Source organism: Streptomyces sp. 378 (assembly GCF_030124145.1).
Lineage (GTDB): Bacteria > Actinomycetota > Actinomycetes > Streptomycetales > Streptomycetaceae > Streptomyces.
In genome coordinates this window covers 154918-173328 of the sequence record NZ_JASKMS010000018.1, presented here as the reverse complement: position 1 = coordinate 173328, position 18411 = coordinate 154918, and the positions used below count along the sequence as shown (strand labels likewise).

The following is an 18411-nucleotide window of genomic DNA, read 5'->3' as shown; positions in this document are numbered from 1 at the left end:
GAGGTGGAGTTGACCGTGCTGGCCAGTACCGCACCTCAGGCACCGTCCCCCCAGGCACCGTCCCCTCAGCCACCGCCACCCCAGCCGTCGTCTCCTCAGTCGCCGTCGCCTCAGTCATCGTCTCCTCAGTCGCCGTCTCCGTCTCCGCAGGCCGCACCCGCCCAAGGCGCGGCCACGGAACCCGCCCCGGTCGTTCAGACGGCTCCCCAGCGGAGCAGCCGTGGGGCCGACACCCGGGCGCTCACCCAGGTCCTCTTCGCTCAACTCAAGGACCTCCAGCCGGGCACCCCGGAGCACGACCGCGTGCGCGGGGCGCTCATCGAGGCGAACCTTCCGCTGGTGCGGTACGCCGCCGCCCGTTTCCGCTCCCGCAACGAGCCGATGGAGGACGTCGTCCAGGTCGGCACGATCGGGCTCATCAACGCCATCGACCGCTTCGACCCGGACCGGGGCGTGCAGTTCCCGACCTTCGCGATGCCCACGGTCGTCGGCGAGATCAAGCGGTACTTCCGCGACAACGTCCGCATCGTCCATGTGCCGCGCCGGCTGCACGAGCTGTGGGTGCAGGTCAACAGTGCGACGGAGGACCTGACGACCGCCTTCGGGCGGACCCCGACGACCGCGGAGATCGCCGAGCGGCTGCGCATCACCGAGGACGAGGTGCTGTCCTGCATCGAGGCCGGACGGTCGTACCACGCGACCTCCCTGGAGGCCGCGCAGGAGGGCGACGGCATGCCGGGGCTGCTGGACCGGCTCGGCTACGAGGATCCCGCGCTGGACGGCGTGGAGCACCGCGACCTCGTACGGCACCTGCTCGTCCAGCTGCCCGAGCGGGAGCAGCGGATCCTGCTGCTGCGGTACTACAGCAATCTCACGCAGTCTCAGATCAGCGCGGAGCTCGGCGTCTCGCAGATGCATGTGTCGCGGCTACTCGCGCGTAGCTTCCAGCGGTTGCGGTCTGCGAACCGTATCGACGCGTAACCGCAAACGTGAGCGAGAGGTCACCTCGGGGAGGGAATCGCTCATCAGGGCGCTTTCCGGTAGTTGAGAGCCGAAAGGCCGTCAGACCCCTTGTTTGCAGGGCGGATTCGCGTCTCAGATGTCGACATGTCACTACAGCGTGTTGCCGACATGTGACATTCTGCGTGAAGCGCGTTTGCCGGAGCTCCGGTTCCGGTATTCAGGTGAAGGCTGCGTTCCTCAGACGGGAGCGTCCGCCGCGACCGTCCCGCGACCCAAAGGGGGTGGCATGTCCGCAGAACAGGGCAGCTCGAAGGTGCTCACGCTCGCGGAGAGCGAGTCAGCTCCCCATGCTCTCGACTCACTCGGCCCCATCGATGAGGCTCCGGCCCTCGTGGCCGAGCCCGTCCCGGTCCTTCCGACCGCGGGCGCCATCGACACCCGCACCCTGTCCCGCTCCCTGTTCCTGCGGCTGGCCGCGCTCGACGAGGACAGCCCCGAGCGTGCGTACGTCCGAGACACGCTCATCGAGCTCAACCTCCCGCTGGTGCGGTACGCCGCCGCGCGGTTCCGGTCCCGGAACGAGCCGATGGAGGACATCGTCCAGGTCGGCACGATCGGGCTGATCAAGGCGATCGACCGGTTCGACTGCGAACGGGGCGTGGAGTTCCCGACGTTCGCGATGCCGACGGTGGTCGGGGAGATCAAGCGGTTCTTCCGGGACACGTCGTGGTCGGTGCGCGTGCCGCGCCGGCTGCAGGAGCTGCGGCTCGCTCTGACCAAGGCCAGCGACGAGCTCTCACAGAAGCTGGACCGGTCGCCGACGGTGACCGAACTCGCCTCTGTGCTCGGGGTGTCCGAGGAGGACGTCGTCGACGGGCTGGCGGTGGGGAACGCCTACACGGCGTCCTCGCTGGACTCGCCGACGCCGGAGGACGACGGCGGCGAGGGGTCGCTGGCGGACCGGCTGGGGTACGAGGACACCGCGCTGGAGGGTGTGGAGTACCGCGAGTCGCTGAAGCCGCTGCTGGCGAAGCTGCCGCCTCGTGAGCGGCGGATCATCATGCTCCGCTTCTTCGCGAACATGACGCAGTCACAGATCGGCGAGGAGGTCGGCATCTCGCAGATGCATGTCTCCCGGCTGCTGACCCGGACACTGGCGCAGCTCCGGGAAGGCCTGATCTCGGACTGACCGAGGGGCCGGATTCGGGGTCGGCTTCGCGCCCTACCGGCGCATCGGGTTCGGCTTCGGCTCGGGTTCGGCTTCGGCTCGGGTTCGGCTTCGGCTCGGGATCGGCTTCGGGTTTTCTGACACGGCCGTCGCATGCCTGCGGCGGCCTGTCGGCTTGGTGGGGGTACGCGTCCGCTTCGCCTGGTGCCGGGTGGTGGGGCGGGGCCGCGCCGGGGGGTGTCCGTCCTCGGAACGGCGCGATGGACCCACTTGCCGACTGACTGGCGTTGACGCGCCAACCGCTGCGGGCGGACACCCCGCGACACGGCCCCTCCTCGCCGTACGCGAGTGCGGGACCGTGGGGGCGGGCGCCCCGTGCCGCCGGGCTGCCTCAGTGTCGGGGCGGCCCGGGTTACGCCAGCGCCAGCCAGGCCACCGCCGCGACGACCGCCACGGCGGCGATGGCGCCGAGGATGAGACCGATGCGCGGTCCGCTGCTGGAAGGTGCCGCCGCCTGACGGCCCTGCGGGGCCTCGTCGACGAACGCGCGGAACATCTGGGTACTGCCGGCGGGGTCGTGATTGCCCTGCGGGGCCTGGTTGTTAGCCATGGCCCGAGACCCTAGCGAAAACGGCGGGGCTCCCCAAGTGGGGGTAGGGGTTCCGCTTGGGTGCGGTCGGCTCGTACCGCCGGAGTGCCGGCCAGCGCGTTTACTCCCGCAATACTTGCCTTTGCCAACTTTTTATGCCGCTCGCCCCCCTTTTGTTTGCGTGTAACAACCAACAGCTTCTATGGTTGCCCTAAGCAACGAAAGTGGAGGTGTCATGGCCGACAGGGCGCAGTACGCAGAGCTGGTCCGCCAGTTCAGCGCCTTCGGCGCCGTGAAGCGGGAGCTCGGCAGGATCATGCCCGCCGAGTGCCCCGGCGGGTCGGCGGCCGTTCTGACCCTGCTGGACCGCCATGGCGACATGCGCATGAGCAAGCTCGCCGAGCTGCTGGCGGTGGACATGTCGGTCACCAGCCGCCATGTCGCGCACGTCGTGGACCGGGGCTGGATCGAACGCTCCCCCGACCCCGCGGACAAGCGCTCACGCATCCTGCGCCTCACACCCGCGGGCCGCACACAGCTCGACGAGCTGTCCCGGCGGACCACCGAGGTCCTCGCCGAGCGTCTGGGCGACTGGACCGAGGAGGAGGTCGGCCAGCTCACGCACCTCATGGCGCGGCTGCGGGAGAGCTTCGACTGCCGGCCCGGGAACCGGGTCGCGCCGGCCGCTTTCGACCAGACCACCCGTACACCCGCAAGCACGTAAGAAAAGGAAGCCCATGGCAACGACCACACCAGCCGGTGTGCGGGCTCATGCCAAGCACGGGGGAGGCTCCCACGGCTCCTCCGGCGACGGCGCTGCGATGACGCACCGGCAGATCATGGAAGCCCTGACCGGCCTTCTGCTCGGCATGTTCGTCGCGATCCTGTCGTCGACGATCGTCTCCAACGCCCTGCCCCGGATCATCAGCGACCTCGGGGGCGGTCAGAGCGCCTACACCTGGGTCGTGACCGCGTCCCTGCTGACGATGACCGCGTCCACCCCGCTGTGGGGCAAGCTCGCCGACCTGTTCTCGAAGAAGCTGCTGATCCAGCTCGCGCTGGTCGTCTTCGTGCTGGGGTCGGCGGCGGCCGGCATGTCCCAGAACCCGGGCATGCTCATCACCTTCCGGGCGGTCCAGGGCATCGGCATGGGCGGTCTGTCCGCGCTGGCCCAGATCATCATGGCGGCGATGATCTCGCCGCGCGAGCGCGGCCGGTACAACGGCTACCTCGGCGCCACCTTCGCCACCGCCATGGTCGGCGGCCCGCTGGTCGGCGGTGTCATCACCGACACCGACTGGCTCGGATGGCGCTGGTGCTTCTACGTCGGTGTGCCCTTCGCCGTGATCGCCCTGATCGTGCTGCAGAAGACCCTGCACCTGCCCGTCGTGAAGCGGAAGGTCAAGGTCGACTGGGCCGGTGCCGTCTTCATCACCGCGGCCGTCTGCCTGCTGCTGGTCTGGGTGACCTTCGCCGGTGACAAGTACGACTGGGTGTCCTGGCAGACGTACGCGATGGTCGGCGGTTCGCTGACGCTGCTGGCGGTGTTCGTCCTCGTCGAGGCGAGGGCGAGCGAGCCGATCATCCCGCTGCGACTGTTCCGCAACCGGACCATCACGCTGGCCTCGCTGGCGTCGCTGTTCGTCGGTGTCGCGATGTTCGCCGGGACCGTCTTCTTCAGCCAGTACTTCCAGCTGGCCCGGGACAAGTCGCCGACGATGTCCGGCGTCATGACGATCCCGATGATCGCGGGCCTGTTCGTCTCCTCCACCGTCTCCGGGCAGGTCATCACCCGGACCGGTCGCTGGAAGGCGTGGCTGGTCGCCGGCGGTGTGCTGGTGACCGCGGGCCTCGGTCTGCTGGGCACGATCCGGTACGACACCGAGTACTGGCACATAGCGATCTTCATGACGCTGCTGGGTCTCGGCATCGGCATGATGATGCAGAACCTGGTGCTGTGCACGCAGAACCAGGTGGAGCCGGGCGACCTGGGTACCGCCAGCTCCACGGTGACCTTCTTCCGGTCCCTCGGCGGTGCGGTGGGCGTCTCCGCCCTGGGCGCGGTCCTGGGCAACCGGATCACCGACTACGTCAAGGACGGCCTCGCCGACCTCGGCCCCAAGGGCGCGGCCCTCGGTCACGCCGGCACGGGCGGCGGCGGCATCCCCGACCTGAGCACGATGCCCGCGCCGATCCGCACGGTGGTGGAGAGCGCCTACGGCCACGGTGTCGCGGACGTGTTCCTCTACTCGGCCCCGATGGCGCTGCTCGCGCTGCTGGTGACGCTTTTCATCAAGGAGGTCCCGTTGAAGACCAGGGGCGGGCCGGCGCAGACCGCCGACTCGCAGGCGCCTGCCGTGGCCCCGGCCGAAGCGGCCACCGGGTCTCCCGTGGCGGCGAAGGCCGCGCCGAGCTGGGCCGGGACCGCGTCCGCCGACGGCACCGGACCCGAGGGAACGCAGCGGCTCGCCGCCGTCGGCACGGCGGCTCCGGCCGGGGAGTCCGCGTCCGGTGGGAGCGGTGTTCCGGTCCGCGGTGTCGTCCGCGGCGCCGAGTCCGCGCCCGTGCCGCGGGCCGCCGTCACGCTGATCTCGCTGGCCGGGCGCCAGCTGGGCCGGTCCGTGGCGCAGGCCGACGGCTCGTACGCGGTGGACGCGCCGGGCTCCGGTGCGTACGTCCTGATCGCCTCCGCCGACGGCTTCCAGCCGCAGGCGTCCACGGTCGTGGTGAACGGTGAGCCGGTCGCCTACGACATCCTGCTCAGCGGCACCAGCGGGCTGACCGGCGTGGTGCGGGCCGCCGAGAACGGGCAGTCCGTCAAGGACGCCATGGTCATCGTGACCGACGTGCGCGGGGACGTGCTCGCCAACGGGATCACGGGCGAGCAGGGCGAGTTCTCCTTCGCCGAGCTGGTACCGGGGGCGGTGACCGTCGCGGTGAACGCCGCCGGGTACCGGCCGCGCGCCCTGCCCGTCGAGGTGGGCGGCACCGGGGTCACCCGGGTCGAGATCGACCTGGACTCGGGCGCCCGCGTCCAGGGTGTCGTCCGCGCCCCGCACGGCCCGCTGGCCGACGCCCGGGTGACGCTGGTCGACCAGGCGGGCAACGTCGTCGGCTCGGCCACCACCGGGACGGACGGGGCGTACGCCTTCACCGACCTGGACGGCGGCGAGTACACCGTCATCGCCACGGGTTACCCGCCGGTGGCGACCGCCCTGACGGTCACGGGTCCCGGCACCGACGCCCACGACATCGAACTCGCCCACCCCGGCGAGTAGGGACCGGCCCCGGCCGTGACGGGTGGCGCGCTCCGAGCGGAGGTGCGCCCCCGTCGCGGGCCGGTTTCTTTCGGAGGAGTGAGTGAGATGGGACTGACCGCGAGGATCCGTACCCGGGACGGATGGGCCGTGTCGCACGCGGTCGTCACGGTGGCGGACATGACCGGCGCGCAGGTGCTGCGGGCCGAGGCCGACGCGGAGGGCGCCGTACGGGACGCGACGCCGATGGAACCGGGGGCGTACACCGTCGTCGTCACGGCCGTCGGGTACGCGCCCGCGGCCTCCAGCCTGATCGTCACGGGTGGGGGTACCTCCCGCTCGAGCGGAGCCGAGGGTGGGGGAGGGCGGGCCGAGGTCGGCACCGTGACACTGGCGCGGCAGGGCGGCACCGAGCTGCCGCCGCCCGGCCCGTGGACCGTCGACCCGGTGCACTCCAGCGTGGCCGCCGTGGCACAGCACCTGGGCATCTCCAGCGTGCACGGCCGGTTCACGGAGTTCGCCGGCTCCATCGAGATCGCCCCGGACGATGTCACCGAGTCGCGTGTCGAGGCGGTGATCCGGGCCGCGTCCGTCGACACCGGCAACGGCATGCGCGACGGGCATCTGAGGTCGCCGGACTTCCTGGACGTCGAGCGGTTCCCGGAGATCACCTTCCGGTCGACGGGGCTGACGGCGACCGGGTCCGACCGGTGGACCGTGCACGGCGAGCTGGGTATGCACGGGGTCGTACGGCCCGTGGACCTCGACCTCGCCTACCTCGGCACGGGTCCGGACCCGTGGGGCGGCACCCGCGCCGCGTTCCGCGCCACGACCGAACTGCGCCGCGAGGACTTCGCCATGCACTACAACCAGGTCCTGCAGGCCGGTATCGCCGCCATCGGCACGACGCTGAAGGTGGAGCTGGACATCCAGGCCGTGCAGGGCGCGTCACTGCCGGCGTGAGTCCGGGGCGGACACCTTCGCCACCAACTGGCCGCACAGATCACGGAGCTTGACGTTCCGGTTCTGCGAGACCCGGCGCAGTCGCTCCAGGGCGATCCGCGCGTCGATCCGCTCCCGGGCCATCAGGATGCCGACCGCCTGGTCGATGACGCTGCGGGAGAGCAGCGCGGTGCGCACATCGGCAGCGGACTGCCGCCGGCTCTCGATGCGCAGCGCCATGTCGATCGCGTCCGCCGCCCGGGCGGCGAAGGCACGGGCCGCCTCCCGGCCCGTGCCCAGATCCTTCGCGCCGACGCCGTAGAAGTTGATCGCGGCGCCGCTGTCGCCCTCGACGGCGACCGGCAGCGCCAGCACACAGCGGACGCCCGTGGTCAGGGCGTATTCCGTGTACGCCGGCCAGCGCGACTCCGCCGCCAGATCCGGAGCGTACTGCTCCTCACCCGTCTCGGCCGCGTCGACGCAGGGCCCCGAGCCGTTCTCGTACTGGCGCAGGTCCAGGCCGCTGGGCAGGCCGCCGCTGCCGGCCAGGGTGAGCAGCCGCCCGGCGCGGCGCACGGTGATGCTGCACGCCACGGCGCCGGGCACCTCCTGCACCGCGCGGTCGGTCAGATCGCGCAGCAGCGTGTCGAGACCGCTACTGCGCACCATCGCCTGGTCGAGCGTGTCGGACGTCTCGGAACTCATGACCGTACGGGTATCCCGACATCACCCGAACACGCCTTCTCCGTAATTCACCCCACCTCAGGGGGTGTTGTGAGCACCGACGATCCGGCGGGCGAGATCGCGCAGCTTCACGTTCTCCCGCTGGGAGGCGCGCACCAGGCTCTCGAAGGCCGCCGAGGCGTCGATGCCCTGGCGTTCCATGAGGATGCCGGTGGCCTGGCCGATCAGGTCGCGGGTGTGCATGGCCTCGGTGAGCTGCTCGCGCACGGTCGCGGAGTCCAGGGCGATGCTGACGTGCGCGGTGAACAGCCGGCCGATGCGGGTCGCGTCCTCGTCGAAGACGCCCGGTTTGCTCGCGTAGGCCGTGAGCACGGTCAGCCGGCGGCGGTCGGCGCGCAGCCGCAGGGCCAGCGCCGAGCGCAGCCCCAGGCCGGCCAGCACGTCCCAGCCGTCGTCGGCCTCACTGTCCGCTATCCGCGCCACCGGGCTGTTCCACAACAGGTCCCACAGGCCGTGCTGTTCGCGACCGGTGTGCCGGTCCTCGGCGGAGCGCACGATCTCGTCGGTCCAGGCGAGCGTGCGCATCTTGCTGCCGCGTTCGATGACGGAGATCCCGGCGTGCTCGGCGCCCGGCATGAGGTGCACGGCCAGCCGGACCGCCGTGCGCAGCGCGCTGTGCGGCGTGAGGGTTTCGTGCAGTTGCTGAGAAGCCACCGTGAGAGCTTCGGCCAGCTCGACGCCAGCCGGATAACGGGGCAAATCAGGAAACTCGGACGCAGCCACCACGAACCTCTTCGGCATGCACGGCCATGGCCGTGCGCAGGAGAGCTCCGCAGCACATTCCCGACTGCGAGCACAGGACGGACAGCACTCTAACTGTTCGGTTGCCTCCGAGTGACGTCCGGCCGACGCCGCCGCGGGTGCTTCCTCCGGCCGCCCCCCGCATGGTGGAATGGCCCCACGGGTCAGGAAGCGGCCTTACCGGAATCCGGACGAACGTCTGCCAGGTGAGTGCCGTGACCTTCTTCACGAATCCCACAGAACCGCGCGACCTCCCCGGCCGCGTCCGCCTCACGATGCCCGCCGAGATCGACTTCTGTAACGCGGCGCGGCTGCTGCCGCTCGTCATGTCCGCGGCCCGGGCCCGGGGCGACCGGCTGGAGGTCCTCGTCCTCGACCTGAGCGCGACCTCCTTCATGGACTCCCAGGGCATCCGCCTCATCAACGACGTGCGGCACCGGCTGCGTCCCGGGGCCCGGGTGCGCCTGGTGGCCCGGCCGGAGGGGATCACGAGCCGTGTCCTGGAGCTGACCGGCCTGCGCCGGGACGTGCCCGTGTACGACAACGTGGCCGAAGCGATGGCGTCGTAGGCTGCCGGGCATGGCACCGAACATCGCGACGAACACCCGCGTCTCCCTCGACGAGTTGCTCGACTTCGTCCGGCCCCGGCACCACGCCGTCCTGCTGACCCGCCGAGCCGACGGCGGCCCTCAGAGCTCCCCGCTGACCTGCGGTGTCGACGACTCGGGCCGGATCGTGGTCTCCACCTACCCGGAGCGCGCCAAGACCCGCAACGCCAAGCGGGACCCCCGCGTGAGCCTGCTCGTGCTCAGCGACGACTGGAACGGCCCCTGGGTCCAGATCGACGGCACGGCCGAGGTGATCGACTCCCCCGACTCCGTCGAACCGCTCGTGGAGTACTACCGGAACATCGCCGGGGAGCACCCCGACTGGGACGAGTACCGCGCGGCCATGCTCAAGCAGGGCAAGTCGATCATCCGGATCACGCCGGAGCGGTGGGGGCCCGTGGCGACCGGAGGCTTCCCGGCGCGACTGGTGGAAGAGGAGTAGGTCAACCCTCCCCGCCGGCGTCACGCTCACGGGTGACCATCGCCTCGATGCCCGCGATCAGCAGTTCCAGCGCGAACTCGAAGTCGCGCTCCAGCATCTCGGCGACCGTGTCGCCGCCGCGCGCCGCCATGATCTCCCGGGACTCCTGGAGGACGTCGGCGGCCTGCGGGGCGGCGGTCACGGCGTTCAGGGCCTGCTGGAAGTACTCGTCCACGCTCATGCCGCCGGCGGCTGCCCGGGAGGCGAGATGGCCCTCCAGGGTGCCGTAGCCGTAGACGAACTGGAAGACGGCCGAGATCGTGCTCGTCAGGCGTTTCGCGGGCAGTCCGGTCCTGCGGACGACGCGCTGGATCACCCGTGAGAACGCCAGGCTGTTGGGCCCGATGTTGAGGAAGACCCCGACCAGCGCGGACACCCAGGGGTGCCGCACCAGCAGCGTCCGGTACTCCCGGGCCAGCGCCCGCACCTGGTCCCGCCAGTCCTCACCGGCGTCCGGATCGGGCAGCCGCACCTCGCCCATCACCTGGTCGAGGGCGAGTTCGAGCAGGTCGTCCTTGGTGTCCACGTACCAGTAGACGGACATCGCGGTGACGTTGAGCTCGCCGGCCAGCCGCCGCATGGAGAACTTGGCCAGGCCCTCGGCGTCCAGCAGCCGCACGGTGACCTCGATGATGCGCGCCCGGTCCAGCCCCGAGGGCTGCCCTCCACCGCGCCGCCGGTGCGCTGTGCTCTCCAGCCAGACGCTGGACCGCGGCTGATCCTGTCGGGTGGCTTTCGCCATGGCGCACCTTCCTCGACCTCTTGCTGCCGATCATGCTAGGGCCTGTCGTTCGGATCAGGCCGGCTGTGAGGCTCGGCTCCTGTCAGCCGACCCGAGTGGGGCTTGGTGCGTCCAGCTGCAAGGCGGAGGAGGGCGCCAACGCGGAGCGTTGGCAACCGACGACAACGCCGCAGATGGGCGTGCCAAGCCCCACGACGCCGGACTGATCCGAACGACAGGCCCTAGGCGCCTTGAGGGGCGCGGGGAACTACGCGACCGACCACAGCGGCCCCGCGGCCGCACGACGACCGCACACCCCGTTCTCCTGGGCGGTCCTAGGCGGATCCTTCCCGCTCGGCCCGCCGCAACAACCCGGCCGCGACCAGGCCACCTGACCCGCACGACGACCACGCACCTCCTCCTAGGCGGGTTCCCCCCGCTCGGCCCGCCGCAACAACCCGGCCGCGACCAGGCCACCTGCCAGCACGGCGACCGCCCCCACCAACTGACTGGTCTCCAGGCCCGAGGCGAAGGCGTCGGAGATCCTGGCCTTCTCCTCGGCCGAGTCGGCGGCTGCCAGCGCCGCCGGCAGTGACGCCGCGGACACGGTGACCAGCGACGCGAACCGCGAGTTGAGCACGGCACCGAGCACCGCGACACCCAGCCCGTTGCCGAACTCCGCGAGCGTCCCGTTGATCCCCGCTCCGACTCCGGCCTTCTCCGGCGGGATCGCCCCCATGATCGCGTTGGCCATCGCCGGCATGGACAGTGCCACTCCCGCCCCCATCACGATCAGCCCGAGCAGCATGCCCCCGTACCCGTGGCCGCCGAGCAGCGCGATCGCCGCCAGCCCGGCGGACACCAGGGTCATGCCGAGCGCGATGGCCGCCGGCGTCCCGGCCTTCAGGACCAGCTTCGCCCCGACTCCCGTGAAGTTGAGCGCGACGACGGTCAGCGCCAGGGGCGCCGTCCGCAGCCCGGCGTCCAGCGGCTCGTATCCGAGGACGAACTGGAGATGCTGTGTGAGCAGGAACAACGACCCCGTCATACCGAACGCCACGAGGATCGCGCCCGCGACCGCGCCCACGAACTTCTGGTTGCGGAAGAAGTGCATGTCGAGCATCGGGTACTCGGTCCGCAACTCCCACAGCACGAACAGGCCGAGCACCACCGAGCCGATCAGCGCGGAGACCAGCACCCGCGCGGAGCTCCAGCCGTGCTCGGGCCCGGTGATGATGGCGTACACGACGGCCGTCATGCCGATGGTCGACAGCACCGCGCCGAGCAGGTCGGGCCGGTCGCCCGCCTTGTGCTTCGACTCCGGCACCAGCGCGGCGACCGCGACCAGGCCGAGCACGGCGACCGGGATGTTGATCAGGAAGATCGCGCCCCACCAGAAGTGGTTCAGCACCACACCGCCGATCAGCGGCCCGGCCGCGAAGCCGAGCGAACTGACCGTCGACCACAGCGCGATGGCCTTCACTCGCTCCTCGTGGTCGAAGATCTGCACGACGACGGCGAGGGTCGTGGTCATCAGCAGCGCGCCGCCGACGCCCATGCCGGCACGGGCCGCGATCAGCTGGGCCGGACTCTGGGACAGGCCGGCCGCCAGCGAGCCGACACCGAAGACCGCCAGGCCCGACATCAGCATCAGCTTTCGGCCGTAGCGGTCGGCGGAGTTGCCCGCGGTGAGGAGCAGGCCGGACTGCACCAGGGAGTAGGCGTTCATCATCCACTGGACGTCGGCGGTCGAGGCGTTCATCTCGCGGGTGAGCGAGGGGATCGCCACATTGAGGATCGTGTTGTCGAGCAGCACGGTGAGCTGCGCGAGGCAGATGACACCGAGGATCAGCCAGCGCTGAGGGTGGCCACCGGACGCGATGCGCGGCGGGGCCTTCTCCTGGGGGGACGTCGTCATGTTGTACACCGTAGAACAGTTCCTATACGGCGTACAACGGAGTTACGTCGGGCCCGGCGAAGGGCGGTGGCTTTCGGCCACCGCCCCTCGTCCGGTCAGGGACGTGTCAGCCGCTCGCCTTCTGCGTGAGGTCGTAGAAGGTGCTCGAACCGACCGTGACCTTCTTGAAGTTGGCCTCGACCCAGGAGGTGATCTGGGAGGACGTGCCGTCGCTGCCGCCGCCCATGCCGCCGCCCATGCCGCCGGAGGCGATGAAGTAGTGGATCTTTCCGTCCGCCACGTACTTCTTGAACTGGGCCGGCGTCGGGGACGGGTCCGTGCCGTTGAAGCCACCGATCGCCATCACCGGCTCGCCGGTGGACAGCTGGTAACTCGCCGCGTTCTGGGCGCCGATGGCCGCGGCGGCCCAGGTGTACCGGTCGGCGTCGGTCTCCAGGAGCTTCTTGGCCTCGGAGCTGACGCCGGCGCCGTTGAGCAGGCCGCCCATGCCGCCACCGCCGCCGCCCATGGCGCCGCCGTCGCCGTTCGGCTGGTTCTGGCGTTGGCCCTGGCCCTGCTGGTTCCGGCCGCCGGGGAACCCGCCTCCGGGGAAGCCGTTGCCGTTCTGCTGGTTCTGGTTCTGGTTCTGCTGGTTCTGCCCGCCGCCCGGGAATCCGTCACCGCCCGGAGCACCGCCACCGCCCGGTCCGCCGCGGCCGCCCGCGACCGTCGGACCCGCCGTGACGATCGAGCCGGTGTGCCCCTCGTTCACGGTGGTCAGGGTGTACGCCGCCGGACCGGCCAGCGCGGCGACCAGGCCCAGCCCGGCCGCTCCCAAGGCCAGCCGGGGCACCAGCCGACCGGCGAAGATCAGGCCGAGGGCGGCCGTCAGACCGCCGACCAGGACGAACCACTTGAGCCAGGGCAGGTAGTCGGAGGAGCGGTTGAGCAGGACGTATCCCCAGGCGGCGGTCGCCGTCATGGCGGTGGCCAGGCTCAGCGACGCCCAGGCCTTGTCACGCTTCTCCCAGAGCAGCGTCGCGCCCATGCCGACCAACGGGGCGATGTAGGGGGCGAGGGCGACCGTGTAGTACTCGTGGAAGATGCCCTGCATGTAGCTGAAGACCAGCATGGTGGTGAGCAGCGCGCCGCCCCACACCAGGAACGCGCCCCGGGTCGCGGAGGTCCGGCGGGCCTCGCGCGTGGCGACCAGTCCGGCGACGAGCAGGATCAGCGCGGCCGGGATCAGCCAGGAGATCTGGCCGCCGATGGAGGAGCCGAACAGCCGGTCCCAGCCGGTCTCACCCCAGGTGCCGCCGCCGTTCCCGCCGCCACCGCCTCCTCCGACCCTCCCGGTCTCCTCGCCGTTGAGGCGGCCCAGGCCGTTGTAGCCGAAGGTCAGTTCCAGGAAGCTGTTGTTCTGCGAGCCGCCGACATAGGGACGGGAGGAGGCGGGCCAGAGTTCGACGATCGCGACCCACCAGCCGCCGGACACGACGATCGCGGCGAGACCCGCGGCGAGCTGCCCGATCCGCTTCCTCACCGTCACCGGGGCGCAGACGCCGTGGACGAGGGCGAGCGGCGGCAGGATCAGGAAGGCCTGGAGGGTCTTGGCGAGGAAGGCGAAGCCGATCGCGGCTCCGGCCCACAGCAGCCACTTCGTGCGGCCGTCCTCCAGGGCGCGGACGACGAGGGAGCAGGCCGCCGCCATCAGCAGCGCCAGCATCGCGTCGGGATTGTTGAAGCGGAACATCAGCGCCGCGACGGGGGTGAGCGCGAGCACGACACCCGCGATCAGTCCGGCCGCGGGACCGAACCGGCGCCGGACGGCCGCGTACACGACGGCGACCGTGCCGACGCCCATGAGAACCTCGGGCGCGAGGATCGCCCAGGAGCTGAGGCCGAACAGCCGCACCGAGAGGGCCATGGGCCACAGGGCGGCCGGGGGCTTGTCGACCGTGATGGCGTTCGCCGCGTCGAGCGAGCCGAAGAAGAACGCCTTCCAGGACTGGCCGCCGGCCTGTACGGCCGCCGAGTAGAAGGAGTTGGCGTAACCCGAGGCGCTGAGGTTGCAGAGGTAGAGCGCGGCCGTCGCCAGCAGCAGGGCGAGGAAGGCCGGGCGGGCCCAGCGGGGATCCTCGGGCCGGCCGCGCCAGATCCGTTGCACGAAGGGCCTCTTGGGGTCGACGGCGGCATGGGCCGGTGCGGGGGACGGGGTGCGGGTCCGGCTGCCGGGACTCGTGTCCGCGTCGATGGCCGGTCGGTCGAAGTGGACGGTCATCGGATGTCCCTCGCGTCGGTGTCGTGCGGGCGCACGGGCTGCAGGTGCAGGGTGGCCTCCCTCCCCCACTCTCGGCTTCGCTCGAGCGGGGGCACCCCCACCGTGCCGTTCGCGGCCTCACCGGCGCGCAACTGTGCGGTGTCGTAAGGGGTGGTGCGGTAGGGGGCAGTGCCGTAGGGGCCAGTGCCGGCGTGTGTGAGGCCGGAGGGGGCAGGGCCGGTGACGGTGGGGGTGGTGGTGCCGTACGGGGTGGCGCCCGACGGGTCGTCCTCGCGCCGGTCGGGGAACACCCAGGCCCGGAAGAGCAGGAACCGCAGGACCGTCGCCGCGAGGTTGGCCGCGATGAGGACGGCCAGTTCGGTGGAGTGCGCGGGCTCGGAGGACGCCGCGTTCAGTGCCGCGAGCGAGCCGCTGGTCAGGGCGAGCCCGATGCCGAAGACGACCAGGCCCTGTGCCTGGTGCCGTACGGTCCCGCCGCGCCCGCGCACCCCGAAGGTGAGCCGCCGGTTGGCCGCGGTGTTGGCGACCGTCGAGACCAGCAGGGCGAGGGCGTTGGCTGCCTGGGAGCCGGTGAAGACCCGGAAGCCGCTGTAGAGCAGCAGGTAGAAAAGGGTGGACAGGGCGCCGACCACACAGAACCCGACGAGCTGGCGGGCGAGTCCCGTCGGGACGCCCTTGATGTCGCGGTCGCGCGGGTCGTCGCCGAACGGCCGAGCGAGCAGGTCCAGCGGCAGGGCACCGGTGGTCAGCGCCCTGCCGATCCGCCACACGCCCTTGAGGTCGTCGGTCGCGGTCTTGACGATGTGGACCGTCGAGTCGGGATCGTCGACCCAGTCCACCGGCACCTCGTGGATCCTGAGGCCCGCGCGCTCGGCGAGCACCAGCATCTCGGTGTCGAAGAACCAGCCGGTGTCCTCGACGAGGGGCAGCAGCACCTGCGCCACGTCCCGGCGGATCGCCTTGAAGCCGCACTGGGCGTCGGAGAACCGCGCCTGGAGCGAGCCGCGCAGGATGAGGTTGTAGGCCCGGCTGATGAACTCCCGCTTGGGGCCGCGCACCACCCGCGAACTGCGGGCCAGCCGGGAGCCGATGGCGAGGTCGGAGTGGCCGGAGATCAGGGGGGCCACCAGCGGGAGCAGGGCGTTGAGGTCGGTGGACAGGTCCACGTCCATGTAGGCGAGGACCGGGGCGTCCGAGGCCGACCAGACGGCCCGCAGGGCCCGGCCGCGGCCCTTCTGCTCCAGGCGGAAGACGGCGACCTCGGGGATCTCCGCCGCCAGCCGTCCGGCCATCTGCGGGGTGGTGTCCGTGGAGGCGTTGTCCGCGATCGTGATGCGGAACGGGTACGGAAACGTCCGGTCGAGATGCTCGTGCAGTCTGCGGACGCACGGCCGGAGGTCCTTCTCCTCGTTGTAGACGGGGATCACTACGTCCAGGACAGGCGTACCGGCTGGTGCGGCCGGGAGATGCTCCCGCGCCGGCAGGGTGCCGGGAGAAGAGTCGGTTCGCATGGGACCGACTTTCGTCAGGCGCCCTGTTGTGCCCATGTGGTGACGCTGTGGCGCGCCTGTGAGTGCGGCTGCCGCGTCGCTTCCGGCCCCGGCTGGGGCGGCAGGGCGGGCAGACGGACCGTGAACGCGGTCCGCCCGGGCACGCTGTCGACCGTGACGGCACCGCCGTGCGCGTCGGCCACGGCCTGCACGATGGCGAGGCCCAGACCGGTCGAGCCGGTGGCGCGGGTGCGGGCGGAGTCACCGCGCGCGAATCGTTCGAAGACGTGCGGCAGCAACGCCGCCGGGATGCCCTGCCCGTCGTCCTCGACGTCCACGCACAGCCATCCCTCGTGCCACCGCACCCGCGCGGTGACGGTCGTCCCGGGCGGTGTGTGGGTACGCGCGTTGCCGAGCAGGTTGACGAGCACCTGTTGCAGCCGGGCCGCGTCCGCCGAGACGAGCGCGGGCTCGTCGGGCAGGTCGAGCCGCCAGTTGTGGCCCTGGCCGGCCGCCCGGGCGTCGCTGATGGTGTCCACAACGAGCGGGACGAGGTCGGTCTGCTCGAACCGGAGCGGCCGTCCGGCGTCGAGCCGGGCGAGCAGCAGCAGATCCTCGACGAGGAGGGTCATCCGGTCGGCCTCGGACTCGATCCGGCCCAGGGCGTGCCGGGTGTCGGGGCCGACCTGTTCGCGTCCCCGCCGGGTGAGTTCGGCGTACCCGCGGATGGAGGCGAGCGGGGTGCGCAGCTCATGACTGGCGTCGGCGACGAACTGTCGGACGCGCGTCTCGCTGCGCTGCCGTGCGTGCAGCGCCCCGTGGACGTGGTCCAGCATCCGGTTGAGCGCGGCACCGACCTGTCCGACCTCCGTGTACGGGTCGGTCTCGGAGTCGGGGACCCGCTCGCTGAGGTTCACCTCGCCGGTGTGCAGAGGCAGTTCGGAGACCCGGGTGGCGGTGGCGGCGACGCGGCGCAGGGGGCGGGTGGCGACGCCGACCAGTACGGAACCGGCGAGACCGGCAGCGGCGAGACCGGCGCCGGTGACGCAGACCTCGACCAGGATGAGGGTGTTGATGGTGTCGGTGACGTCCGTGGTCGGGATGGCCACGTAGTAACTGCCCTTGTCACCGCTCTTGTACGCGACCTGGTACTCACCGAGGCCGGGGAGATCGACAGTGCTCGGCCGTCCCTCGGTCTGCGGCACGGAGGCGAGGGCGGCTCTCTGCGCGGCGTTCAGCGACCGCGCGCTCATGTGGTAGCTGTCATCGGAGACGCCGTACGCGGACTGCGTGATCCGGCCGCCCTCGATCTTGGCGGCGACCGTACCGCCCGGCTGCGGCCCCCGCGTGACGAAGACGGTGAGGCTTTCCCCCTTGTTCTTCGCGAGCGCGTCGGTCCCGTTGCTCTTCGCGAGCGCGTCGGTCCCGTTGTTCTTCGCGAGCGCGTCGGCCCCGTTGTTCTTCGCGAGCGCGTCGGCCCCGTCGTCACCGGGCTCGCGGGGTGGGCTGAACGCGGCCCTGGACGCGGCCGCGTCGAGCTGCTCGTTCAACTGCGCGTACAGATGGGAGCTGAGGGCCAGCGTCGTCACCGTCCCGATCACCGCGCACACCACGGCGATCAGCACCACACACGCGACGACGAGCCGCGTCCGCAGGGTGCGCGGCTTGCCTGCCCGCCGGCCGACCGCCTGCTGCTGCGTACGCTGCCGTCGTCGACCGCTCATGCGGCCGCGGGCTTGATCAGATACCCGGCACCGCGCCGCGTGTGGATCATCGGCTCGCGCCCGGCGTCGATCTTGCGCCGCAGGTAGGAGATGTAGAGCTCGACGACGTTGGCCTGGCCGCCGAAGTCGTACGACCACACCCGGTCGAGGATCTGCGCCTTGCTGAGGACGCGCCGCGGATTGCGCATCAGGAACCGCAGCAGCTCGAACTCGGTCGCGGTCAGATGGATGTCGTCCCCGGCCCGGGTCACCTCGTGGCTGTCCTCGTCGAGGGTGAGGTCGCCGACGACCAGCATGGACTCCGAGCGCCGGTCGGCGGCGCCGGAGCGCCGTATCAACCCGCGCAGCCGCGCGACGACCTCCTCCAGGCTGAACGGCTTGGTGACGTAGTCGTCGCCGCCCGCCGTCAGTCCCGCGATCCGGTCCTCGACGGCGTCCTTGGCGGTCAGGAACAGCACCGGCACGTCCGGCAGTTCGCGGCGCAGCCGCCCGAGCACGGCCAGCCCGTCCATGTCGGGCAGCATCATGTCGAGGACGACGGCGTCGGGCCGGAAGTCGCGCGCGGTCCGGACCGCGCCGGTGCCGTCACCGGCACTGCGGATCTGCCAGCCCTCGTAGCGCAGGGCCATGGACAGCAGCTCGGTGATCGACAGCTCGTCGTCCACCACCAGCACGCGGACGGGGCTCCCGTCCGGCCTGAGCAGTTCGGTGCGCCCCTGGGGCGAGGTCGTGGTCATGTGAACACGATGTCGAGGGCCTCTGAGAGCACACTTTCGGCAAGCTGTGATTTCCCTGAGAAACACAC

Annotated in this window: 16 protein-coding genes; 7 read left to right on the top strand and 9 right to left on the bottom strand. The window is 71.1% G+C overall.

The window, feature by feature from the left end; translation table 11 throughout:
* Positions 1 to 3 precede the first annotated feature (3 nt).
* Complete coding sequence (locus QNO09_RS24045) at positions 4 to 981, top strand: RNA polymerase sigma factor SigF (protein ID WP_283972321.1); 978 nt, start codon at positions 4 to 6, stop codon at positions 979 to 981.
* 268 nt (positions 982 to 1249) lie between these two features.
* The gene (locus QNO09_RS24040; RefSeq protein ID WP_283972320.1) at positions 1250 to 2152 is read left to right on the top strand and encodes an RNA polymerase sigma factor SigF; all 903 of its coding nucleotides are present in this window, start codon (positions 1250 to 1252) and stop codon (positions 2150 to 2152) included.
* A gap of 391 nt (positions 2153 to 2543) precedes the next feature.
* Here the strand turns inward: QNO09_RS24040 and QNO09_RS24035 are convergent, their stop codons facing one another.
* A complete protein-coding gene (locus QNO09_RS24035; protein ID WP_283972319.1) occupies positions 2544 to 2741 on the bottom strand; it encodes a hypothetical protein in 198 nt (65 codons plus the stop codon).
* A 214-nt stretch (positions 2742 to 2955) separates the two neighbouring features.
* On the opposite strand from QNO09_RS24035, the gene QNO09_RS24030 reads away from it, so the two are divergent.
* The 3 genes from QNO09_RS24030 to QNO09_RS24020 all read left to right on the top strand — a co-directional run bounded on the left by QNO09_RS24030 (position 2956) and on the right by QNO09_RS24020 (position 6940).
* The gene (locus QNO09_RS24030; RefSeq protein ID WP_283972318.1) at positions 2956 to 3444 is read left to right on the top strand and encodes a MarR family winged helix-turn-helix transcriptional regulator; all 489 of its coding nucleotides are present in this window, start codon (positions 2956 to 2958) and stop codon (positions 3442 to 3444) included.
* 97 nt (positions 3445 to 3541) lie between these two features.
* The gene (locus QNO09_RS24025; protein WP_502962339.1) at positions 3542 to 5998 is read left to right on the top strand and encodes an MFS transporter; all 2457 of its coding nucleotides are present in this window, start codon (positions 3542 to 3544) and stop codon (positions 5996 to 5998) included.
* Positions 5999 to 6085: 87 nt separating this feature from the next.
* Complete coding sequence (locus tag QNO09_RS24020) at positions 6086 to 6940, top strand: YceI family protein (protein WP_283972316.1); 855 nt, start codon at positions 6086 to 6088, stop codon at positions 6938 to 6940.
* Here the strand turns inward: QNO09_RS24020 and QNO09_RS24015 are convergent.
* A complete protein-coding gene (locus tag QNO09_RS24015) occupies positions 6926 to 7624 on the bottom strand; it encodes a GAF and ANTAR domain-containing protein (RefSeq protein WP_283972315.1) in 699 nt (232 codons plus the stop codon). The two genes, QNO09_RS24020 and QNO09_RS24015, sit on opposite strands and share 15 nt — an antisense overlap.
* 57 nt (positions 7625 to 7681) lie before the next feature.
* Positions 7682 to 8404: an ANTAR domain-containing protein gene (locus tag QNO09_RS24010; protein ID WP_283972314.1), complete on the bottom strand. Its 723-nt coding sequence runs from the start codon at positions 8402 to 8404 to the stop codon at positions 7682 to 7684.
* Positions 8405 to 8679: 275 nt separating this feature from the next.
* Between QNO09_RS24010 and QNO09_RS24005 the strand changes: the two genes are divergently transcribed.
* Entirely contained in the window at positions 8680 to 8973 is a 294-nt protein-coding gene (locus QNO09_RS24005; protein ID WP_349636984.1) for an STAS domain-containing protein, read from the top strand.
* 10 nt (positions 8974 to 8983) lie between these two features.
* Positions 8984 to 9454, top strand: coding sequence for a PPOX class F420-dependent oxidoreductase (locus tag QNO09_RS24000; protein WP_283972312.1), 471 nt, complete (start codon positions 8984 to 8986; stop codon positions 9452 to 9454).
* A gap of 1 nt (position 9455) precedes the next feature.
* Here QNO09_RS24000 and QNO09_RS23995 read toward each other — a convergent pair whose 3' ends face one another.
* From QNO09_RS23995 to QNO09_RS23970, 6 genes are all read right to left on the bottom strand, one after another.
* Positions 9456 to 10235 carry a TetR/AcrR family transcriptional regulator gene (locus tag QNO09_RS23995; protein WP_283972311.1) on the bottom strand — a complete coding sequence of 260 codons (780 nt, stop codon included), beginning with the start codon at positions 10233 to 10235 and terminating at the stop codon, positions 9456 to 9458.
* A 400-nt stretch (positions 10236 to 10635) separates the two neighbouring features.
* Positions 10636 to 12132, bottom strand: a complete 1497-nt coding sequence (locus QNO09_RS23990; protein ID WP_283972310.1) for an MFS transporter — start codon at positions 12130 to 12132, stop codon at positions 10636 to 10638.
* A gap of 106 nt (positions 12133 to 12238) precedes the next feature.
* A complete protein-coding gene (locus tag QNO09_RS23985) occupies positions 12239 to 14392 on the bottom strand; it encodes a mannosyltransferase YkcB-related protein (protein ID WP_283972309.1) in 2154 nt (717 codons plus the stop codon).
* Positions 14389 to 15903 carry a bifunctional glycosyltransferase family 2/GtrA family protein gene (locus QNO09_RS23980; protein ID WP_283972308.1) on the bottom strand — a complete coding sequence of 505 codons (1515 nt, stop codon included), beginning with the start codon at positions 15901 to 15903 and terminating at the stop codon, positions 14389 to 14391. The genes QNO09_RS23985 and QNO09_RS23980 overlap by 4 nt, the downstream gene beginning before the upstream one ends.
* A gap of 14 nt (positions 15904 to 15917) precedes the next feature.
* Positions 15918 to 17606 (bottom strand): sensor histidine kinase, encoded by a 1689-nt coding sequence (locus QNO09_RS23975; protein ID WP_283972307.1) that lies wholly within the window; start codon positions 17604 to 17606, stop codon positions 15918 to 15920.
* Positions 17603 to 18343, bottom strand: a complete 741-nt coding sequence (locus tag QNO09_RS23970) for a response regulator transcription factor (protein WP_283972306.1) — start codon at positions 18341 to 18343, stop codon at positions 17603 to 17605. The genes QNO09_RS23975 and QNO09_RS23970 overlap by 4 nt, the downstream gene beginning before the upstream one ends.
* Positions 18344 to 18411: the final 68 nt, after the last annotated feature.

Coding starts and splice junctions, on each gene's coding strand:
- QNO09_RS23995 (WP_283972311.1), bottom strand. CDS start 10,235: ATGGCGAAAGCCACCCGACAGGATCAGCCGCGGTCCAGCGTCTGGCTG.
- QNO09_RS24015 (WP_283972315.1), bottom strand. CDS start 7,624: ATGAGTTCCGAGACGTCCGACACGCTCGACCAGGCGATGGTGCGCAGT.
- QNO09_RS23975 (WP_283972307.1), bottom strand. CDS start 17,606: ATGAGCGGTCGACGACGGCAGCGTACGCAGCAGCAGGCGGTCGGCCGG.
- QNO09_RS23990 (WP_283972310.1), bottom strand. CDS start 12,132: ATGACGACGTCCCCCCAGGAGAAGGCCCCGCCGCGCATCGCGTCCGGT.
- QNO09_RS23970 (WP_283972306.1), bottom strand. CDS start 18,343: ATGACCACGACCTCGCCCCAGGGGCGCACCGAACTGCTCAGGCCGGAC.
- QNO09_RS24010 (WP_283972314.1), bottom strand. CDS start 8,404: ATGCCGAAGAGGTTCGTGGTGGCTGCGTCCGAGTTTCCTGATTTGCCC.
- QNO09_RS24005 (WP_349636984.1), top strand. CDS start 8,680: ATGCCCGCCGAGATCGACTTCTGTAACGCGGCGCGGCTGCTGCCGCTC.
- QNO09_RS24035 (WP_283972319.1), bottom strand. CDS start 2,741: ATGGCTAACAACCAGGCCCCGCAGGGCAATCACGACCCCGCCGGCAGT.
- QNO09_RS24000 (WP_283972312.1), top strand. CDS start 8,984: ATGGCACCGAACATCGCGACGAACACCCGCGTCTCCCTCGACGAGTTG.
- QNO09_RS24020 (WP_283972316.1), top strand. CDS start 6,086: ATGGGACTGACCGCGAGGATCCGTACCCGGGACGGATGGGCCGTGTCG.
- QNO09_RS23980 (WP_283972308.1), bottom strand. CDS start 15,903: ATGCGAACCGACTCTTCTCCCGGCACCCTGCCGGCGCGGGAGCATCTC.
- QNO09_RS24030 (WP_283972318.1), top strand. CDS start 2,956: ATGGCCGACAGGGCGCAGTACGCAGAGCTGGTCCGCCAGTTCAGCGCC.
- QNO09_RS23985 (WP_283972309.1), bottom strand. CDS start 14,392: ATGACCGTCCACTTCGACCGACCGGCCATCGACGCGGACACGAGTCCC.
- QNO09_RS24025 (WP_502962339.1), top strand. CDS start 3,542: ATGACGCACCGGCAGATCATGGAAGCCCTGACCGGCCTTCTGCTCGGC.
- QNO09_RS24040 (WP_283972320.1), top strand. CDS start 1,250: ATGTCCGCAGAACAGGGCAGCTCGAAGGTGCTCACGCTCGCGGAGAGC.